Origin of the sequence: Mesorhizobium loti (assembly GCF_013170705.1) — a bacterium.
In the GTDB taxonomy this organism is placed as follows: domain Bacteria; phylum Pseudomonadota; class Alphaproteobacteria; order Rhizobiales; family Rhizobiaceae; genus Mesorhizobium; species Mesorhizobium loti_D.
Genome location: NZ_CP033334.1, coordinates 6,543,596 through 6,562,829 on the forward strand (window position 1 = coordinate 6,543,596; position 19,234 = coordinate 6,562,829).

A 19,234-nucleotide genomic window follows, 5' to 3' on the forward strand; every position below is an offset into this window, starting at 1 on the left:
CCCTCGCATGTTCCAATGTCATGGCGCGAAAGCTCCATGTTTATCAGCCTATTGCAAGGTGCCTTGGCGCACCGCTTACGGTTTTCGGGAGATTACGATGTTCAAGGGGCGCCGGTTTCACCGGTCAGTGATCGTCACTGGTAGATGCCATGTCGACGAAACCTATCTCAAGCATCGTGGCCAGTGGATGTGTATCTATCGAGCGATCGACGGAGAGCGAAACGCTTCTTCAACAGAGCGCTGGCCAATCATCGCCGAGCCGATCGCGTCGTCATCGATGGCAGTCTAACCAAGAAGCGATTGTCTCTGCGACACCACGACCCTCAGGCCCGGCCATCATAGGGGATAGAACTATCGCGGCGAACTGCTGGTTACCCTGATGATCCCAATGCCATTTTCGATGGTGATATGGGTCCCAAATGGCTTCGACAGCCTCTGTAGACGCTCCAGAATGACTTCGGCTTCGGGCCTGGGCGCGAGACGCGGCACACCCCGGTTAGCTAACCTTTCCGAGTAACCGAGCTCGACCGGAACGAGCCTCAGTTCAGCAAGCTGATTTTGCTCAAACCGGCTGACGGTGACAATACTCTCATAGCACTCTGTACCCTGAATACCCTGTTCGTTCATCGCTTGGACCAGGATATCAGCAACAGTGTCGACACGTGGGTCTTTATCATATTCATCGAAAAAATCGGCCCCCTCAATCATTTGAAGGTTGTCGAAGATGAAGTTACCCAAGCTGTAAAAAATAGGCCGGCCTCTATAGATCTCGATGCCCCGCAGTTGATGAGGCCCATGCCCGACGTATGCGTCGGCCCCAGCATCAATCAACTTGTGGGCTAGCGACTGTTCGTAATCAGGTGGCTCTCGGCTCCATTCGCCCGGCTCATGACCGTGGTTAGTGACAATTAAGAAGTCGGCAAATTGCTTGCCTTGGCGAACGTTTCGGCAGATGCCGCCTAGATCGCGGGGGTCGGGTTCGAAACTATATCCAACTTTCTCGCCGGTCTGGAATGTCACACCGGCGAGGATTACTCGGTTTTCATCCTCACGACCTGGAATTGAGTCAGGCAACGAATTGTGTATGTGCTTCAAGCTTTCGAGCATCTCAGGCCGGACTACGACACTATTCGCCAACCGAAGGGTGGCAATGCCTGGCCTGCCCGGCGATTCGCCTGCAGGATCGCACGCACGGGACATAGGCGTAAACGTGGCCGCGAACGATACCAACGCTACGCGACCACGGGCGGTCTCAAGATAGCGAGCGGCCCCAGCTTGAGCTAAACTGTCACCAGCGCCCGCATGAATGATACCATTCTGGTCGAGCACATGACCGGTCTCGCGCATGCCTTCCGCCCCCCAATCAAACGTGTGATTGTTCGCAACAGCTAGAACGTTGAATCCCATAGCTTTCAAATCCAGTCCAAGTTCTGGCGGTCCGACATGATAGCCGCCGCCGTGCTCGGCTTGGGGGCTTCCCTTGAACGAGCGGGTGTCGAAGATATTCGTCTCAAGGTTGCCGAATGTGGCATCAGCGCTCCGAAGTATTTCCACAACATCGCCAATACCGTTTCGCCGGTTCTTAGTTACGGGGCGCCTCATCATGAGATCACCAACGGCAACCATTGTGAAGCCATCCGCAACGTTTGTCGCTATCGAGCCAATGGCGTCGAACTTTTCAACTTCTGTCATCGACACTGATCCTTTTTGAGTATTTAAAGTTGCCATCTTCGCGGAACACTGTTTGTGCTTCGCTGTTCTCGGCGCCAACACCATGTGTGGGAAGCGAGAGGGCGCAACGTATACTGCCGCGTGAGAGAGACATCACGAGAAGGCTATGATGCCTTCGCACGCAAATCACTGGGCACGACGTCTGAGGGGATTGGGCAGCGATATGGATGACTCCCAGTACGCCGCTTCAACTCCACCTTAGCACGAGCGATAATGTCCGGATTGCGTATGCAATCGGCCGCAGTAGCGGCCATAGCCTTTGCGGCCAAAACCATACCCTTGTGAGCTGCTGGCAAGTTGCCCTGCGTGACAAGCTGCCAGGTGTGCCACGGCGTACCGATAGCGAAGCAAGCTGTAAAGCACTGTGCGGTTGGCACGATCCAGCTGACGTCGCCTACATCTGTCGTGCCCATGTCCACTTGACCACTTCCCAAACGGAGCAGGCTATCATGGAGTACTTTGTCCTTAAGTGAAATATCTTTAGCCGCGACGTTGGCCATCACATCGTCATCCGTCAATGCCTTGCTGCGAAGCTCCTTGGCAAACTCCAGGTCAACAACGTCGAAGGCCGGTGGGCCGATACGGCTCATGTTCTCAAACATGACGTCGTACAGTGCTTCGTTTGGAATTATGTTCGCGCTGCCGCCGATCCTCTGCATCTTGACAGATGTTTCTGTCATCAGAGCAGCGCCATCTGCAATCTTCTTCACGCGGGCGAGTACCCCCTCAGCATCTGTCAAGGTCGGAGAACGAACAGAGTAGCTGGATTCGGCATATGCCTGCACCGTGTTGGGTGCCTCACCGCCGGTATTGGTAATGGCATAGTGGACGCGTGCGTTGGAGGGTATGTGTTCCCGCAGGTAGTTAACTCCTACATTCATCAGTTCCACCGCATCGAGCGCACTGCGTCCCAAATGGGGATCCACCGCCGCGTGCGCCGCACGACCCGTGAAGCTGAAACGAGCGCTAACTGCAGCATTCGTTGACTTGGTCATCACCTCATTTAGTGCACCTGGGTGCCAGCAAAAGGCAGCATCGAGATCGTCGAAGGCGCCCGCTCGAGCCATGTATGACTTGCCCCCCCCGGCTTCTTCTGCCGGGCATCCATAATATCGCACTTTCGCTTCGATGCCTCCCGCTGCTAGCGCATCTTTTAACGCCACCGCCGCAAGCGCCGAGCCGGCACCGAGAAGATTGTGCCCGCAGCCATGGCCGTGACCACCCTTGGTTAATGGCTTATGCTCGGTCGCGCCTGACGTTTGAGCCAGATCAGGGAGCGCGTCGTACTCGCCAAGGATGCCAATAATGGGACTGCCCTCGCCGTATTCAGCCACAAAGGCGGTAGCGATACCAGCGACGTTTCTCGTGATGCGAAAGCCTTCGTGCTCGAGCATAGCGATGTGCTCGGCAACTGAGCGATGCTCCTCGAAAGCTAGTTCTGGCATGGTCCAAATGCGGTCGCTTAAGGCGCAGTAGTCGGCCGCCTTCGCATTCACGCGACGGACGATTTCATTAAGGCTGAGAGGGTCGTTTTCCATAGTTACTAACTCCGTGAGAGGCATGGCGAACCGATCGGATGGTCGCTCCGGCCAGAACGATCAATGATGAAGTTGGATTGAGTTCGAGATTGTGTTCATCATGGTGACATGACTGCTAGCTTCATCACCCGGTGGTCCCTGTCTCTTCATTCTCCTTCTTCCTGCCCTACTTGGGATGATGTTCAGTGTCGATGTCAGCTATGTTGTGAAGGTCTTGGATCGGGTGGAGGGTTTGCGGCGGTCCCGCAGTGAGCGAAGGATAGGACATCTCAGTCGGCTGGGTCGGAATGTTTGTGGCCGGAGCGCGTACATGACAGGCCACTACCCGCCCATCTGGCATCGGCACCAAAGGCGGTACCTCGATGCGGCAGCGTTCTACCGCGAGCGGGCAGCGCGGGTGGAACGCGCACCCGCTCGGCGGGTTGATCGGGCTCGGCACCTCTCCCTCGACGGGCGCCTCCAGCCGAACCCGCGTGGGATCCGGCACGGGTGCTGCAGCGATCAGCGCCTCGGTGTAGGGATGGACGGGTTTGGCGAACAGCGCCTGGCTCGGGGCGAGCTCCACGATCCGCCCCAAATACATGACGGCAACGCGATGCGCGATATGCTCCACGACGCCGAGGTCATGCGAGATGAAGAGGAAGGTGATGCCCATCTGCTGTTGCAGATCCATCAGGAGGTTGAGGATCTGTGCCTGCACGGAAACATCGAGGGCCGACACCGCCTCGTCGGCGATAATGAGCGAGGGCTTAAGGGCCAGTGCCCGGGCGATGCCAAGCCGCTGGCGCTGGCCGCCCGACAACTCGGACGGAAGCCTGTGCATCATCTCGGGCGACATTCCCACCTTTTGGAGGAGGTCCGCGGCAAGGGCTTGGCGTTGCTTGCGGCTGAGACGTTCGAAATTTTCAACGGGTTCGGTGATGATCTGTCCGGCGGAGAGGCGCGGGTTCAGCGACGAGTAAGGATCCTGAAAGACCATCTGCATCCGACGGCGCCAATCTCGAAGTGCGTTTTTCTTGAGACCCGCAATGTCGGTCCCGTCGATCAGCACGCGCCCGGCCGTCGGCTCCACGAGCCGCATCAAGAGCCGCGCCACGGTGGACTTGCCGCAGCCGGATTCACCGACAATGCAAAGTGTCTCGCCCGCCTCGACGGAAAACGATACATCCTCCACCGCCCGGATCACCGGAATGCTTTTCTTGAAGATTCCCGAACCAAGCGGATAATGCTTGGTCAGATTCTCGACTTTCAGTAGAGGACCGTTCATGCGCCCATCACCTCTTCGGCGCGCCAGCAAGCTGCGGCGTGGCTCAACCCGACATCACGCAGGGCGGGCGTCTTGTCGCGGCAAATGTCGATAGCGAACGGACAGCGAGGCGCAAAGCTGCAGCCCACAATGGGCTCGCGTAGGCTAGGGACAATGCCGGGAATTTCCGGAAGGCGGCGCTGTCGGCCACGCCGCCGGTCAGGCAGCGATCGCATGAGCCCCTGGGTGTAAGGATGCGCAGGTCGCGCAAACAAATCCGTGACGTTCGCTTGTTCTACGATCCGGCCAGCATACATCACGATCACGCGCTGGCATGTCTCGGCTATAACGCCCAGATCATGCGTGATGAACATCACGGCCGTTCCCGTGCGCTCCTTCAGATCGACGATGAGCCGCAGAATCTGCGCCTGGATCGTGACGTCGAGGGCGGTCGTTGGCTCGTCGGCAATCAAAAGTTCCGGTGAGCAGGCGAGCGCCATGGCGATCATGGCGCGCTGACGCATGCCGCCCGACATTTCGTGAGGATAGTTGTTGACGCGACGCTCGGGATCCGCGATGCGGACGAGACGGAGCATCTCTTCTGCCTTTGCCATGCCCGCCGAGCGAGACGCTTTCGTGTGGATCTGTACCACCTCGGCGATCTGGCGGCCGACCGTATAGACGGGGTTCAGGCTCGTCATCGGCTCCTGGAAGATCATTGCGATCTGGTCGCCGCGGATCTTTCGCATCTCCCCATCGGACAGCTCAAGGAGGTCGCGTCCGTGGAAGCGGACCTCGCCGCCGACGGTCCTGGCGCTCAGCTTCGGCAGCAGGCGAAGGATGGAGAGGGCGGTGACACTTTTGCCACATCCGGATTCGCCGACGACGCCGAGCGTCTCGCCTTTTTTCACCTGGAAGCTAATGCCGCCCAGGGCACGGGTGACGCTCTCCTGACCGTAAAAGTGCGTCTCAAGGTCTCGGACTTCGAGAAGCACGTCATTCCCTGCGGGTTCTCGCATTAGCATGTCAGCGCCTCCGCTTCGAGCGGGGGTCGAACAGGTCCCGCAGGCCATCCCCAAGCAGGTTTACGGCAAGGACCATGACGGCAAGGCAGATGCCGGGGGCGAAGACCGTGATGGGAGCAATATTGAGATACAAGCGAGAGCTTGAGATCATGTTACCCCAGCTGGGGATTTCGGGCGGCACGCCTACGCCCAGAAAGCTCAGTCCGGCTTCCGTCAGAATGGCATCCGCGCACACAATGGCGCTCTGCACCATTAGCGCAGGAATGGTATTCGGCAGGATGTGCCGCCACAGCACCTTCGGCAGGCGCGCACCGCCGCAGACCGCGGCCTCCACGTATGGACGCTCCCGAACACTCATAACCACCGAGCGCACCAGCCGCGCGACGCTTGGCAGCTGAGCAACCGTGATAGCAACTATGAGGATACCGACGCCGGGCCCTGTCAGGGAAATAAGGGCGATGGCCAGCAGAATCGTCGGAATCGACATAAGGCCGTCCATGACTCGCATTGTGACATTATCGAAGGCACGATTATAGCCGGCGATCACACCTATCATAAGGCCGCCCAGAGCTGCGCCCGCCGCCGAAGTCAATCCGACTACTAGTGAGATCCGGGCGCCGAACACGGTTCGTGCAAACACGTCACGGCCTAGATTATCGCTTCCGAACCACATCTCGGCGGAAGGTGGCTGGAGCCGTTTGAATGGATCTATGTTCAAAGGATCGCCGGCGTAAAGGGGGGCAGCGAGTGCTAGAACAATCAATAGCGCCAAGAGGCCGCCGCCTATCAGAACCAACGGATGCCGCCTTGCCAGACGAGGAAGATCGGATAGCTGCAGACGACCCATCGGCGCAGCTTCAACTGGTGCGGAGAGGAGCGTCATTTCAGTACCGTATGCGAGGATCGACCAGGGTATATGAAAGATCGACCGCCAGATTGATTAGAACGTACAGGCCCGAAACGAGGATGAGGACGCCTTGAATGACAGGGTAATCGCGGCTATTGATCGCATCGACCACCAAACGACCGATACCAGGTATATTGAAGACCGTTTCGGTGATGACGACCCCACCAATCAAACCCGCGAAGCTTAAACCGATTACAGTGAGGATCGGGGCCGCTGCATTCTTCAGAGCATGGTGGAAAAGCACGGAATATGTCGAAGCGCCCTTCGCTGCGGCCGTCCGTATATAATCTTCGGACAGGACTTCGAGCATACTCGCCCGTGTGATCCGCGCGATGAAAGCAATGTAGGGTACGCTCAATGTCACGGTCGGGAGGATCAGGTGCTCAAGCCATGGCCCAAAGCCATGCTCGATAAGCTTATAACCTTGGACCGGCAGCCAATGTGTATTTATCGCGCAAAAATAGATCAGGAAAAATCCGACGACAAAGACCGGGACAGAAAAACCGAATGTCGCGAATGCCGTCAGTATCCGGTCGACAAGGCCACCCGCTCGCCATGCGGCAACGATACCGAAGCAGACGCCTGCCGTCACCGAAATGACCATCGTCAGGATCGATAGAGAAATAGTGGGTTCAAGCCGTTGCGAGACGAGTTCTAGAACTGGTCGCCCCGCAAAAAGCGAGGTCCCTAAATCCCCCTGCAGTATGTCGTGCACCCAACTTATGAATTGAATCGGCAGCGGATCATTCAGTCCCATCTGCTCGCGGATACCGGCGATCACCTCGGCGGTTGCCGCCTTGCCGGCGATCATCGCCGCGGGGTCACCGGGCGCCAGCCTGAGAAGCAGGAAAACGAACATCCCGACCATCGCCATAACGGCGACGGTCGAGAACATTCTGCGAAGGATGTAGGTGGCCATTAGCCCGAAACCCTTTGCATGTTCCACATCGGGAGATACGCAGGCATGCCGATTAGACCAGTGAGAGACTTGCGGCGGGCGCTTGGTTGGACATACGCACCTAGGTAAACCATACCGACAAAATCCCAATAGACCTTCTGCATCTTGCCCGCCAGCGCTTGACGCTCTTCCAGCGTGTCGACCTCCACCCATTTGGCCCGCAATGACTCATACTCGTCGCTTGTCGGCCACCCGTACCATCCCTTCTTGCCGTTCGCGACCATGTCGATATTGGTATGCGGCTGAGTCGTGCCATAATTGCTGTGATCCGTGATGAAGAGGCTCCATCCGCCCTCTTCGACAGAACCCATCTTTGCCCGGCGCTCGACAATCCCGCCCCAGTCGCTCGGCGCGAGTTCGACATTCGCCCCGATTTTACGCAATTCGGCCGCCAGTAGCTGCGAAGCATTGCTGGACTCGGTCCAGTCGGTAGGTTGGAGAAGGACAATCTTTTCCCCGGCATATCCAGCCTCATTCAAGAGCCGCTTGGCGCCTTCCGGGTCGCCGCCCTTTTTGAACCATTCCGTATTTTCGTCGTTTGAATAGGGCGTATCGTTTCCGAACAGAGAAGTTATGGTTCTGAAGTATTTCGGGTTACCGAACGAGGCCTGCAAGAACGCCTCCTGATCGACAAGGTGAAGTATCGCCTGTCGCGCCTTGACGTTGTCGAATGGTTTCTGAAGGCAATTCATGCGCAAGAGCAAAATCCGGCCTCCCTTGTCAAGAATCTCGAGCTGCAGGTTGGGATCGCTTTCAATTACCGAGAGAAGATCGGTGGACGGCGTCTGAATAAAATCGATCTCACCTGCCTGCAGGGCCGCGTAGGCAGTCTGCTGATCGGCGATATTTTCCCAGACGACGCGATCAACGTTAACCACCTTTCCGCCGGCAAAACCGTCGGCGGTCTCCCTGCGCGGAACATATTGTTCATTACGATCGTACGTGATGCTGGCGCCGGGCTTGGATAGCGCTTCATTGAACTTAAAGGGACCCGACCCAATATTCGTGGTTACCTGCTCGGTTGCGGGGCGGTTCGCGTCCTTTTCGCGCATGATGAATAGAGGCGGCGCTGAAGCTAAGATTTCGGGCAGAAGCCCTAAAGGCTCCTTAAGTGCGATGGAGAAGGTTCTGTCATCCTTCTTCGAAATGTCCTTCGTTCGCTCCATCATCAGCTGCCCGCCAGACTGCACCTGCGCCCATCGGCGGATCGAGGCGACACAGTCCGCCGCAGTGACGGCGGCGCCATCGTGCCAAGAGAGACCATCGCGGAGTTCAAAAGTATATGTCTTCTTGTCGTCGGATACACCCCACTTCTGTACCATTTGTGGCTGCACCATAAACTTGGAATCCAGCGCAAACAGCGTGTCGTAAATTGCCAGACCATGCGACTGAGCTGTGTCATCTGTCGTAAACATTGGATCGAAGGTGCGAGGGAAAGAACCCATCACCATGCGCACCGTCCGCCCCGCGGTTGCCGCTGTCTGCGCCCGCAGTACCGATGGGACCGAAAACGCCGTCCCGGCAGCCAAGCTTGCCTTAATGAGGTCGCGTCGAGTGATTGTCATGCTTCAGTTCCCCTTCTTGAGCCAGGCGCGTGGATTTACCCGCGGCGTTTGTTGACCGAGAGGAATGTGACATGAGTAGATATAAGTTTCGCGTCATAGTGACGCGCTGCTGAAATAATCATTTCACCAAGCGACGCAGTTTGGAACGCCGTTGCGCATTTCGGGGAATGGGTCGTGCCCCGGTGGTGTAGCTCGTTTTTTGTGTGACAGCAGTCGCAGTTACGTTCACAGGCCTGACGTGATAGTCGGGCGCGTCGGAGACGACGAGCTTGACGCCGCGGAGGCCGCGGCGTGTCAGCTTGCGCAGGAACTCCGTCCAGATCGGCTCGCCTCCGAGGTGCCGATCTGGTGCTGTCACATTGATTGAGCGGTAAGGTAGCAGCGCGCCTATGACGGTGGGGGCACCGACCTACAAGAACCACCGCTATCCGTTCGAAATCGTAGCCCGTGCGGTCTGGCTCTACTTCCGCTTTAATCTGAGCCTGCGCGATGTCGAGGAAATGCTGCACGATCGCGGGATCGTCGTTTCCTGCGAGACCATCCGCCGATGGTGCCGAAAGCACGGCCCTGGTTATGTGCGCCGCATACACCGCAAGACGCCGACGTAAGGCGATGTCTGGCACCTCGATGAAGTCTTGGTGCGCATCAACGGTCAGAAATGCTGGTTGTGGAGAGCGGTTGATCAGGACGGATATGTGCTCGATGAGATCGTCCAGACGCGCCGCAACCCAAGGCCGCCAAGCGCCTGCTGACGCGACTTCTGAAGAGCAGGGCATGTCGCCAAAGCGTATGGTCCCCGACAAATTGCGCTCCTACGGGGCGGCCAAACGCCAGGTCACGCCGAAGGTGGAACACCGCTCGCATAAAGGCTTGAACAACCGGGCGGAGAATTCTCACCTGCCGTTCCGAAAACGGGAGCGAACGCGACAGGGTTTCCGGTCGGTCGGCTTGTCGGCGGGCGGGAATCAGCCAGGCGACCTATTTCACCTGGAAAAAGAAATTCGACGGACTGCTGCCGACGGCTGAAGCAGCTTGAGGACGAGAACGGCAAGCTGAGGAAGCTGGTCGCCGACCTGTCATTGGACAAGGAGATGCTGCAGGACGTGATCCGCCGAAAACTGTGAGGCCTGGTCGCAAACGCGAGCTGGTGGCGGAGACGTGTGATGAGTGGAACTTGTCGATCCGACGGGCATGCCGGGTTCTGGAGTTCGACACGTCGACCTATCACTACAAGTCCCGCCGCCGCGATCAGGCCGGCATCGAAGCTCGGATCAAGGAAATCTGCGCCTACACGGGTCCGCTACGGATACCGGCGCGTGCACGTAATGCTCACGCGCGAGGGCTGGAACATAACATGAAGCGAACCTATCGAATTTACAGGGACTTGGGCCTGCAGCTCAGGAACAAGACGCCGAAGCGGCGTGTGAAGGCGAAGCTGCGGGAAGGCCGTGAGGAAGCCGTCGGCCCGAACGACGTCTGGGCGATGGACTTCGTCCACGATCAGCTCGCGACGGGCAAGAAGATCCGTGTGCTGACGGTCGTCGACACGTTCTCCCGCTATGTGCCTGTGCTCGACCCGCGGTTCAGCTATCGGGCAGAGGATATGGTCAGGGCACTGGAACAGGTCTGTCCGAAGATCGGCTATCCGAAGACGATCCGCGTCGACCAAGGCTCCGAGTTCGTCTCCCGCGACCTCGACCTATGGGCCTACGCGAAAGGCGTGACGCTCGACTTCAGCAGGCCGGGAAAGCCCACCGACAACGCCTACATCGAAGCCTTCAACGGCCGCTTCAGGGCGGAGTGCCTGAACGCCCATTCGTTCCTGACCCTTGCCGACGCCGCCGAAAAGTTGGAGGATTGGCGTAGATACTACAATCCTGTTTCATAACACCCATCTGCCTATGTCGTTGAAGTGAATAGGTTTTGCTGATCGGGATGCGATCCCGTGGGGTATTTTGGGCTTTGCCGCGCGCGATGAACGATGCGCTGAGCCGCCGGTTCGCCAAGCGTTGATCGGCTGAAGATCCACGGACCGTCCGGTAGAGGATGAACGCCTTCGATGTCGCCCGCCTCGGCGGCGAGCCTGAGGGTCTTCGGTGCGAGGCCGAGAAGGCGCGCCGCCTTGTTCAGGTTAAGCCATGGCTCTTTGCCGTCCGCCGCTGGCCGGAAGACCGGGATCTTGTGATGCGACCTGTGCGCGGTGACCCGTTCGCGGGTCCATCGATTGCCGTGGCCGGTCACCAGTCCATTGCGGTTGAGGATGCCGGCAATCAGATCATCATTGGCGATGAGCACCAGTTGGCGGACGGCCGCGATGATATCGCCGGAGGTGCTGTTGCGCTGTCCTCGGCGCCGCTTCGGCAGGCGCAGTTCAGTATGGACGCCGCTGATCTCGTTGCTCACTCACGATGGCGCCGCCAGCCCGCCATCGTGAGAAAGCCGGGAAACTCTACCTTCCGGCGGTTCAGAATGGTAGCGGAGCAGCGCCTCCAATCGACTACTTAACGACGGGGATTTGTCGCGGAGCACGCGAGGTGAGCAATTTCGCCCCGCTTTCGGTCACTACGACGACTTCTTCATGGAGCATTAGCTTTGAAGAGCCATCAAAATAGGATGGATACGTCATACTGGGCTCAATATTGATGATCATACCTGGCTCCAGTATCGTGTTGTCATTCTGCTGAACGGAAGGCAGCTCTGGCATCCATAAACCCATGGAGTGACCCATACGGCCGATAGTGGAGCTTTTTCCTAGATTCGTCGAATGAGATAGCGCATCGGACATTGCAGTCCACACGTTACAGATTGGAACGCCTGGCTGTGCAGCACTAATTCCTACTTCTGTCGCTTCCCAAACCGCCTGGTAGACATCCTGTGTATGCGGATCAGCTTCTCCGAAAGAGAAGTTGCGGTTGAAGTCGCTCCAATAAAAATTGAACAAGCAGCCAGCATCAATGAAAAGCACATCCCCCCCAGACAGCACTTTATCGGTCGGCTCACCGTAGCAGCGCGAATATCCTCCACGGCCTGAAGCACTGTCGATCTTCGGAGTTTTGTCGACGCCGTGAATGAAGCATCCAAATTCGAAAAGACGGCAGGCCTCTCGCTCCGTCATTCCGAAGTGCAATTGGTGAGTCAAATTGTCAAAGACCTGGGAAACGGCTCTACATACAGTTCTAATGCGATCAATTTCGCCCTCTGACTTAATCATTCTCAATGGTGTCAGAATTGGTCCTGACGCATCGGCAAATGTCCGAGGCCTTATTGCTTCTCTTATACGTAAAAAGTCTCCTCCAGGCACTCCGAGTCTGCTTTCTGCGCCAAGCTCGATCCCGATCCGGGCATGTTCTGGCAACAGTTCATTTAAGAGTTTTGCAACTTCGGAGACGCCTTCATCTTTCGGATTCGGACCCGGCCAAGTACGGAAATCTTTTATCCAGGTGGTTTCCCTGAAAAATTCATCTAGACCAGTTGGAACAATTGCTATCGCCTCACCAGACTGCAGGAGCAAGAAAAAGCGCGGTCGCGTAGTCTGAATGGGAGTGGTGCTGGTGTCGTCAACAAAATAGCGGAAGTTATGTTCGGACGTGACGAGAATCGCGTCAAAAGCATGCTCCTTCATTAACTGCCGCGCGTTCAGAATCCGATTTTCACACTCAATCCGCGGAAACGGCACGTGAGGGATGGTTATAATGCCAGAAAGATGTGGATTGGACATGACTTCTCCTGCAAACTTACTTGGTAATCAAGAATGTCAACGATTCACGTTTCGGATCAGATTCCTCTCAAACCGGCAACACTATCTCTACTAGGCTGATCCAGAACCCGATGCCATAGACAAGGGCCTCATCGTCAAAATCATAAGCCGGATTGTGCAGAGAAGGCGACGATCCATTTCCAAGAAAAATCATGGCGCCCGGGCGCGCCTCAAGCATATAGGCGAAATCCTCTGCGCCCATACTCATCCTGACCTTGTCGTTCACTGATGCGGCTCCCACCACGTTGCGAGCCGCCGTGGCCGCAAAATTCGTCTCTTTAGCGTGATTGAAAGTAACCGGAACAGATCGGCGATAAGTGAACTCGATATCGGCGGCGAATCCACGCGCAATGCCCTGAGCGGAAGCAAACACCTCTCGCTCGGCAAAATCTCTCAGCTCGGATGAAAGCGTCCTCACAGTCCCAGCGATTTCAACGTTATCGGGAATGACATTGTAGGCTTCTGCGGCCTTCAACTTTGTCACTGAGATCACGAGGGAGTCCATAGGATCAGTTTTGCGCGAGACCAGTGTCTGCAGACCCATGATGATCTGTGCTGCAACAACCACAGGATCTATAGTTCGACTCGGCGAAGCCGCATGACCACCCCTGCCCTTTACGACTATGTCGAAGTCATCTTGCGACGCCATGATGGGACCATCGCAAATTGCGAATGTGCCGATCTCCACCCCTGGCCTGTTGTGCATGCCGAAGACCTGGGAGATGTTGAAGCGATCCATGATCCCCTCTAGGACCATTTTCAGACCACCCGATGGCAGTTCAACCTCTTCTGCCGGCTGGAAGATCAGAGCAACGGAGCCCTTGAAGTTGCGCGTTCTTGCGAAATGTTTCGCGGCGCCCAGCAACATGGCCGTGTGCCCGTCATGGCCGCATGCATGCATTCGGCCCGGCATTTTCGATGCCCAGGGCTTGCCTGAAGCCTCAACAATTGGCAAGGCATCCATGTCAGCCCTAAACCCCACAGTCGGCCCGTCGCCGCCTTTACCCTGGACAATCGCGACTATGCCCGTCTCAGCAATCCCCGTTTCGATGTGATTGATACCAAACGAGGCTAATTTCTCCGCAACGAATTGTGCTGTGTTAGGTAGCCGGTAATCGAGTTCAGGATATTGATGAAGATACCGGCGCCATTCGGTTGCTTCGCGCTGCAGATCCCGGAAAATTTCAAAGCTTGTCATTCTGCATTTATCCATATTTAGAACTTTTCGCCGGACCGTTTAGATGCAAATTTCCAGCGTCATTCTGCTCGGAAAAGGGCAAAGGATTCAATGGAGACCTTCTTTGAGGATACCTTACGAAAAAAACTCAATCTCGTTTTAATCGGCCGTAAATCAATATGCTGCATTATGACGAGGGATTTACACCAAACTGCGTTTCCTGTTGAAATATCCGCTACAGCAAAGGATGATTTTTGAAATGTCGTCAGCGTTTAAGGCGCCTGGACCGGTCGTCAGATCAGCTGCCTCTGACTGACGAAAAGCGACCTTCCGATTATTGGCCCGGCCCGCACGTTCGACTGGACACGGGATGACATCTGAATTGTCGCTCCTGCTATGGAATCTATCTCGTACAATAACTTCGTACACATTCAGTCGTAATCGTCATAGAAGCACTGTAGGCGAGCGGCGTAGCGGGGTGGCCATCAATGTTTTCCGGGAGAGTCTGGTTGTTCACACTCCAACCTGATGAAGGATCACTGATGACCGACGACGTGATGATCCTGCGCTCGCTCGTTGAGAAGAGCGCCGATGTGGATTTGTTGCGCGAGATGATCGGCTTTGTCGCTGAGAAGCTGATGGAGATAGAGGTGGGCGCGGCCACCGGCTCCGCCTATGGCGAGAAGAGGCGTTGTCAGTCGTCTAATTGCGGACCGAAATGCAAGCCCAAATTTGTATTGAGGTGTCGTTTGCCGGGAGCACGGTCGTCTTCGCGGTCGACATGAAGCCGCCGCATGATGGGCTTCGCGAGGGATGGAGCCTTCCAAGGTTTAAAACGCAATCGCGAGCGTTGTGACGCCAACGATGCAACTGACACAGCGGAATGGCTCGGCCCACGTCCTGGCAGGGACGTCTCGTTACGCCTCGGGTATGCCGGCCGAGGCGGTGTTGCGCTGCGCGATCCTCAAGCAGTATCGGCAACTGAGCTACCAGGAGCTGGCGTTCCATCTCGAGGACTCCGCCTCGTTTCGCGCCTTTGCCCGCCTGCCCTGGTCGTGGAGCCCGCTGCGGCGCGGCAATCAACGTGAGAGCGCGTATTGCCTCACGTAACGATGTTCCTCGAGATTCGAGCGTTGCCTCATTCATTTTGCTCCCGGCTTGGGGCTAAGGAGGCCGGGCGCGGAGATGGCCGGGTTTCGCAGCGCCCGGCCTCCTTCGCGAGCGCCACGGCGCCTCAGTGTGGCCCTGCGATCTCCAGGATCGGCGGCTCCTTGATCAAGGGGCCAAACAGCAACGCGTCCGCCTGTTCGCTGCGCCAGACCTTCAGACGACGCTGAAGCGTTCGAAGCAGTTTGTCCGGGTAATCGCCGGGATACTCGGCCTGCAGTCGTGACAGAAGTTCGCTGCCGGTTCGCCATGGTTCGGCTTCGAACCAATTTCGTAAGTCCGCAGTCGCCTTGACGAGAGGGTCAGGACGCCGCCGCCCCCTTTTGGCTTTCACAATCGGGCGATCCGTCGGCCGGATAGCTCCGTCCTTCCAAGCAGTCCGCAAACTCGCCAGGAAAAGGTCGATTGGCTGAGCTGTTCCGTCAGGGCGCATGGCCGGCGGAGTATCGGCAAGCGCAGCGAGTCGCTCCTGCACGGCGCGGATATCGCGCAACAGCAGGACAGGATCGAGCCCGGCGTAGATTTCCTGCAGACGGGAGCGGACTGCATCTGAGGTGCGAGGGTCGGCAACCAGACGCTGATGCGGCGTAGCTGGCGGACTATACGTCTTGCGCACACGCGCGCCGTCGCGCTGCTTCGCGATCAACTTGAACGATGGCTGAAAGAAGTTCACGAACAGCCGCGCTGACCGGTAGAGCTTCGCTAGCAGCGTGGCGGCCTCCAGCCCCTCGAACCGACGATATCCGACCATCCTACGCACCACGGCGCCATTCTTCTGCTCGACAAAGGCCTGGTCATTCTTGCGGTAGGGGCGGCAGCGCGTGAAGACGATGTTGGCGGCGACGCAATAGGCCTTCAGCGTCTCGTTCATGAAAACGGTGTCGTTGTCCGTATCCAGGCCGAGAAGCGCGAAGGGCAGTTGCTTGCGCAATTCTGTGAGCACCGTGCTCAACAGCGTCTGTTCGCGAACCAGCAGCGGCGCACATTCCGTCCAGCCGGTCGCGATGTCGGTGAGCACGAGGGTTTGGATGAAGCTGCCGCGAGCCGAAGGGCCGCTATGGGCCACGAGGTCCGCCTCAACGAAGCCTGGCGCTGGATCGTCCCAATCCGCCGACGTTCTAATGGGAATGCTCCGTCGCAGGGCATGCGCTGCAGGCCGTCGTCGGGGACGTCCCAAGCCTTCTCGGATCGGTCCCAACGTCCTGTCGATCGTGGCCGCGCTCATCGCCAGCAATTTGCCCCGGATTTCGGGCGCCAGGTCAAAATGACCGTGCCGTTCCATCGCCTCGAGAAGGATGGGCAGCAACGCCTTCAGCCGCTTGCCGCAGACGCGGTCGGACGCCTCCCAGAGCAATATGAGCGCATTGCGTTCCGCTTCATCATAAATCCGCGGCCGCGCTCGCCGGCCTGCAAACGGCCCCTCACCGCGTCGTAGCAGCCGCATCGCGTGCTTGCGGTGAAAGCCCGTGACGACGACGAACTCATCCAAAATTCTCGCCTTCTCCGCTCGCGTCGAAGCACGATAGCGCTCTGAAACCGCCGTCGTCAGTTCTTTCCTTGTCGCCATGCTCAGCCGTCCCATAGTCGCCCCTGCTCTTACCCCTCGGTAGGGAGCAACTTATGTGAGGCAACGGTTGAACATTCAGGAACATTTTCGACGAGGCAATGCGACGGCGAAGATGACGATGTCGCCGACCTTCCGGATACTGGATTGCCAGTGGTCGAAAGCAAGACCGGAAAGAAGCGCGGCCGCAAGGCCTTGCCGGAAAACCTGCCGCGCGAGCGTGTCGAGTATGACCTTCCCGACGATCAGAAGGCGTGTCCTTGCTGCGCCGGCCAGATGCATCGCATGGGCGAGACCGTTACCGAGCAGCTTCATATCGAGGTGAAGGCGAAGGTCCTGCAGAATGTGCGGTTCAAGTATGCCTGCCGTCATTGCGACCGCACCGGGATCAGCACGCCGGTCGTGATCGCGCCGATGCCCGCGCAACCTTTGCCGGGCAGCATCGCCACGGCCTCGACGCTGGCCTTCGCGCTCGTTCATAAGTATGTCGACGGCACACCGCTCTACCGCCTGGCGCAGGCATTCGAGCGCGCCGGCGTTCCTGTCAGCCGAGGCGCTCTGGGCCACTGGGTGATCGGCTCGAGCGAAAAGCATCTCTCCCGCATCTATGACGCGCTGAAGCTGCGGCTCAGATCGCAGCCCCTCATCCATGGTGACGAGACCACGGTCCAGGTGCTGAAGGAAATGGACAGAGAGGCCGCCAGCACGTCATATATGTGGGCTTACCGGAGCGGCCAGGACAGTGACGAGCCGATCGTGCTGCTCGATTATCAGCCAGGCCGCGGCCAGATACACCCGCAGGCCTTCCTCGGCCATTACCACGGCATAGTGATGAGCGATGGCTATTCCGCCTGGCGCACGCTGGAGGGGGCAACGCATATTGGATGCATGGCCCATTCGAGGCGGCGCTTCGTCGATGCCCTAAAGGCGAGGAAGAAAGGCGGCGGCCCGCCGGAACAGGCGCTCCGCTTCTTCGAACAGCTCTATCGGGTTGAAAGGCAGGCGCGGAACGAAAAACCGGACAAGGGCGAAACGCGAGATCACTGCATTCGCCGCTTCCGCCAGCAACATAGTGTCCCCATCCTCAATGCTCTTAAGGCATGGCTCGACGACATCGCCCCAAAAGTCTTGCCGGACAGCAAGCTCGGCGACGCCGTGTCCTACACCCTGAACCAATGGGGATATCTGACGCGTTACACCGAGGACGGCAGCATGCCGATCGACAACAATCTTCTCGAGCGCGACATCAGGATTTTTGCAACCGGCAGGAAGAGTTGGTTGTTCAGCGATACTGTCGACGGAGCCAAGGCCAGCGCTGTCATCTACAGCCTGATGTTGACCTGCCGCGCCTGTGGCGTCGAGCCGTTAGCGTGGTTGCGCCACGTCCTCACTGAACTGCCTCAGCGCCCCGAGAACGTGGCTATCGACGATCTCCTGCCCTTCAACTTCCTCAAAGCCGCCGCAGCCTGACCCGACGCGTCCGTCTGAAAGCGATCAGTTGTTGCAAGGGCCGTCAATGTGCGGGGAAATGAGCGCTTACGGTCATGGTGCGCTTTCTGAAGCGGGCCGATAGCTTGGTCGGCGGCGCTGGCTCATCATGGCGCAAATCATTGCCGCGCAGCCAAGAAGCGCGCCCGCAAGATCCAGTTCACGCGCGGTCGACCCAATCGCGTCCAACTCTACCGTGAACTGATCGCAATCACCCGCGCGACCTTGGCCTATCTGACGCAGGCGAGCGAGCGATTAGCCGTGGCGAGCACGCCAGCTATCGCACTGTGGCAGATCCAGGTTCGTCATTATCGGCCGTTGGTTGAACGGATCATCGGACAGAGCGAGCGGCGTTAGCCGGCGAGCCGGTGCCAGCCGGCGAGAAGCTGGTCAGCCTGTTCGAACCGCATTCCGATATCATCGTCAAAGGCAGCCGCGACACCGAGTACGGCCACAAGCTCAACCTGACCACCGGCAGGAGCGACATGATCCTTGATCTGGTGATCGAAGCAGGCAACCCGGCCGGCAGCGACCGCTTGCTGCCAATGCTGGAGCGCCACATCGACTTCTATGGTCAAGCGCCGCGGCAAGCGGCTGCCGATGGCGGCTTTGCCACTCGCAACAACCTGGCCACAGCGAAGGCGTGGGGCGTCTCCGACATGGCCTTCGACAAGAAGGCCGGCCTCAGGATCGAGGACATGGTCCGAAGCAAGTGGGTCTATCGCAAGCTGCGCAATTTCCGCGCCGGCATCGAAGCCGGCATATCATGCCTGAAGCGCGCCTATGGCCTGGCACGCTGCACCTGGCGCGGCCTCGATCACTTCAGGGCCTACGTCTGGTCCTCGGTCGTGGCCTATAACCTCGTCCTCTTCACTCGCCTCAAAGCGACCTGACGCCGACCCGGCATCGCGGTGGCCTTGCGCCGGCCATTCCCGGCCCTCGTGGCGTGCGCCGGATCGTGCCGATGACACCATTTTCTCGGCAATCAGCGGTCTTGACCCTGAGCATGCCCCTCAAAAGCATCCAGTCCGACACAAGTCTTTGTAACTGCTGCAAAATGCGCACGTTTATGGATGGAAACTAGACTAAGACTAGGAGGATCTTTCAATTG

At 57.9% G+C, this 19,234-nt stretch carries 15 protein-coding genes and 6 pseudogenes; 9 read left to right on the plus strand and 12 right to left on the minus strand.

Translation table 11 applies throughout. The annotated features are described in order from the left end of the window. The first annotated feature begins 97 nt into the window (after positions 1–97). On the plus strand, positions 98–289 hold the full coding sequence (locus tag EB815_RS31860) for a DDE-type integrase/transposase/recombinase (protein WP_155772427.1): 192 nt from the start codon (positions 98–100) through the stop codon (positions 287–289). 62 nt (positions 290–351) lie between these two features. On the opposite strand, the gene EB815_RS31865 is transcribed toward EB815_RS31860, so the two are convergent. The 8 genes and pseudogenes from EB815_RS31865 to EB815_RS34330 all read right to left on the minus strand — a co-directional run. Next, the gene (locus EB815_RS31865) at positions 352–1,728 is read right to left on the minus strand and encodes a CapA family protein (protein ID WP_065005238.1); all 1,377 of its coding nucleotides are present in this window, start codon (positions 1,726–1,728) and stop codon (positions 352–354) included. 107 nt (positions 1,729–1,835) lie between these two features. Further along, positions 1,836–3,269: an amidohydrolase gene (locus EB815_RS31870; RefSeq protein ID WP_065005237.1), complete on the minus strand. Its 1,434-nt coding sequence runs from the start codon at positions 3,267–3,269 to the stop codon at positions 1,836–1,838. Between the two features lie 166 nt (positions 3,270–3,435). Beyond that, positions 3,436–4,536, minus strand: coding sequence for an ABC transporter ATP-binding protein (locus tag EB815_RS31875; RefSeq protein WP_065005236.1), 1,101 nt, complete (start codon positions 4,534–4,536; stop codon positions 3,436–3,438). Beyond that, positions 4,533–5,540: an ABC transporter ATP-binding protein gene (locus EB815_RS31880; RefSeq protein ID WP_065005235.1), complete on the minus strand. Its 1,008-nt coding sequence runs from the start codon at positions 5,538–5,540 to the stop codon at positions 4,533–4,535. The genes EB815_RS31875 and EB815_RS31880 overlap by 4 nt, the downstream gene beginning before the upstream one ends. Position 5,541: 1 nt before the next feature. Then, positions 5,542–6,423 (minus strand): ABC transporter permease, encoded by an 882-nt coding sequence (locus tag EB815_RS31885; protein ID WP_065005234.1) that lies wholly within the window; start codon positions 6,421–6,423, stop codon positions 5,542–5,544. Position 6,424: 1 nt separating this feature from the next. After that, on the minus strand, positions 6,425–7,366 hold the full coding sequence (locus tag EB815_RS31890; protein ID WP_065005233.1) for an ABC transporter permease: 942 nt from the start codon (positions 7,364–7,366) through the stop codon (positions 6,425–6,427). Beyond that, on the minus strand, positions 7,366–8,970 hold the full coding sequence (locus EB815_RS31895; RefSeq protein WP_065005232.1) for an ABC transporter substrate-binding protein: 1,605 nt from the start codon (positions 8,968–8,970) through the stop codon (positions 7,366–7,368). Before EB815_RS31895 ends, EB815_RS31890 begins: the two co-directional genes overlap by 1 nt. 196 nt (positions 8,971–9,166) lie before the next feature. Next, positions 9,167–9,298 (minus strand): annotated as a pseudogene (locus EB815_RS34330) (transposase); the annotation flags it as partial. A gap of 61 nt (positions 9,299–9,359) precedes the next feature. On the opposite strand from EB815_RS34330, the gene EB815_RS34335 reads away from it, so the two are divergent. The 4 genes and pseudogenes from EB815_RS34335 to EB815_RS31910 all read left to right on the plus strand — a co-directional run bounded on the left by EB815_RS34335 (position 9,360) and on the right by EB815_RS31910 (position 10,858). Then, entirely contained in the window at positions 9,360–9,578 is a 219-nt protein-coding gene (locus EB815_RS34335; RefSeq protein ID WP_432442937.1) for a hypothetical protein, read from the plus strand. Between the two features lie 30 nt (positions 9,579–9,608). Continuing rightward, a pseudogene (locus tag EB815_RS34340) lies at positions 9,609–9,855 on the plus strand (DDE-type integrase/transposase/recombinase); the annotation flags it as partial. Positions 9,856–9,934: 79 nt separating this feature from the next. After that, positions 9,935–10,006 carry a hypothetical protein gene (locus tag EB815_RS34170; RefSeq protein ID WP_348646032.1) on the plus strand — a complete coding sequence of 24 codons (72 nt, stop codon included), beginning with the start codon at positions 9,935–9,937 and terminating at the stop codon, positions 10,004–10,006. A 111-nt stretch (positions 10,007–10,117) separates the two neighbouring features. Next, positions 10,118–10,858, plus strand: a complete 741-nt coding sequence (locus tag EB815_RS31910; protein ID WP_246740211.1) for an IS3 family transposase — start codon at positions 10,118–10,120, stop codon at positions 10,856–10,858. Positions 10,859–10,869: 11 nt separating this feature from the next. Here EB815_RS31910 and EB815_RS31915 read toward each other — a convergent pair whose 3' ends face one another. From EB815_RS31915 to EB815_RS31925, 3 genes are all read right to left on the minus strand, one after another. Then, entirely contained in the window at positions 10,870–11,373 is a 504-nt protein-coding gene (locus EB815_RS31915; protein WP_245303362.1) for a hypothetical protein, read from the minus strand. A 94-nt stretch (positions 11,374–11,467) separates the two neighbouring features. Beyond that, the gene (locus EB815_RS31920; protein ID WP_081294914.1) at positions 11,468–12,688 is read right to left on the minus strand and encodes a M24 family metallopeptidase; all 1,221 of its coding nucleotides are present in this window, start codon (positions 12,686–12,688) and stop codon (positions 11,468–11,470) included. A 67-nt stretch (positions 12,689–12,755) separates the two neighbouring features. Then, entirely contained in the window at positions 12,756–13,925 is a 1,170-nt protein-coding gene (locus tag EB815_RS31925) for a M20 aminoacylase family protein (protein ID WP_065005389.1), read from the minus strand. A gap of 521 nt (positions 13,926–14,446) precedes the next feature. Between EB815_RS31925 and EB815_RS31930 the strand changes: the two are divergent. Both EB815_RS31930 and EB815_RS31935 read left to right on the plus strand, forming a co-directional pair. Then, positions 14,447–14,590: pseudogene (locus EB815_RS31930) on the plus strand (IS256 family transposase); the annotation flags it as partial. A 238-nt stretch (positions 14,591–14,828) separates the two neighbouring features. After that, positions 14,829–14,969: pseudogene (locus tag EB815_RS31935) on the plus strand (transposase); the annotation flags it as partial. A gap of 169 nt (positions 14,970–15,138) precedes the next feature. On the opposite strand, the gene EB815_RS31940 reads toward EB815_RS31935, so the two are convergent. Beyond that, positions 15,139–16,653 (minus strand): integrase, encoded by a 1,515-nt coding sequence (locus EB815_RS31940; RefSeq protein WP_065005558.1) that lies wholly within the window; start codon positions 16,651–16,653, stop codon positions 15,139–15,141. Between the two features lie 81 nt (positions 16,654–16,734). Here EB815_RS31940 and tnpC point away from each other — a divergent pair. Together tnpC and EB815_RS31950 are read left to right on the plus strand one after the other, a co-directional pair. Beyond that, a pseudogene (gene tnpC, locus EB815_RS31945) lies at positions 16,735–18,105 on the plus strand (IS66 family transposase); the annotation flags it as partial. A gap of 62 nt (positions 18,106–18,167) precedes the next feature. After that, a pseudogene (locus EB815_RS31950) lies at positions 18,168–19,016 on the plus strand (transposase); the annotation flags it as partial. Between the last annotated feature and the right edge of the window lie 218 nt (positions 19,017–19,234).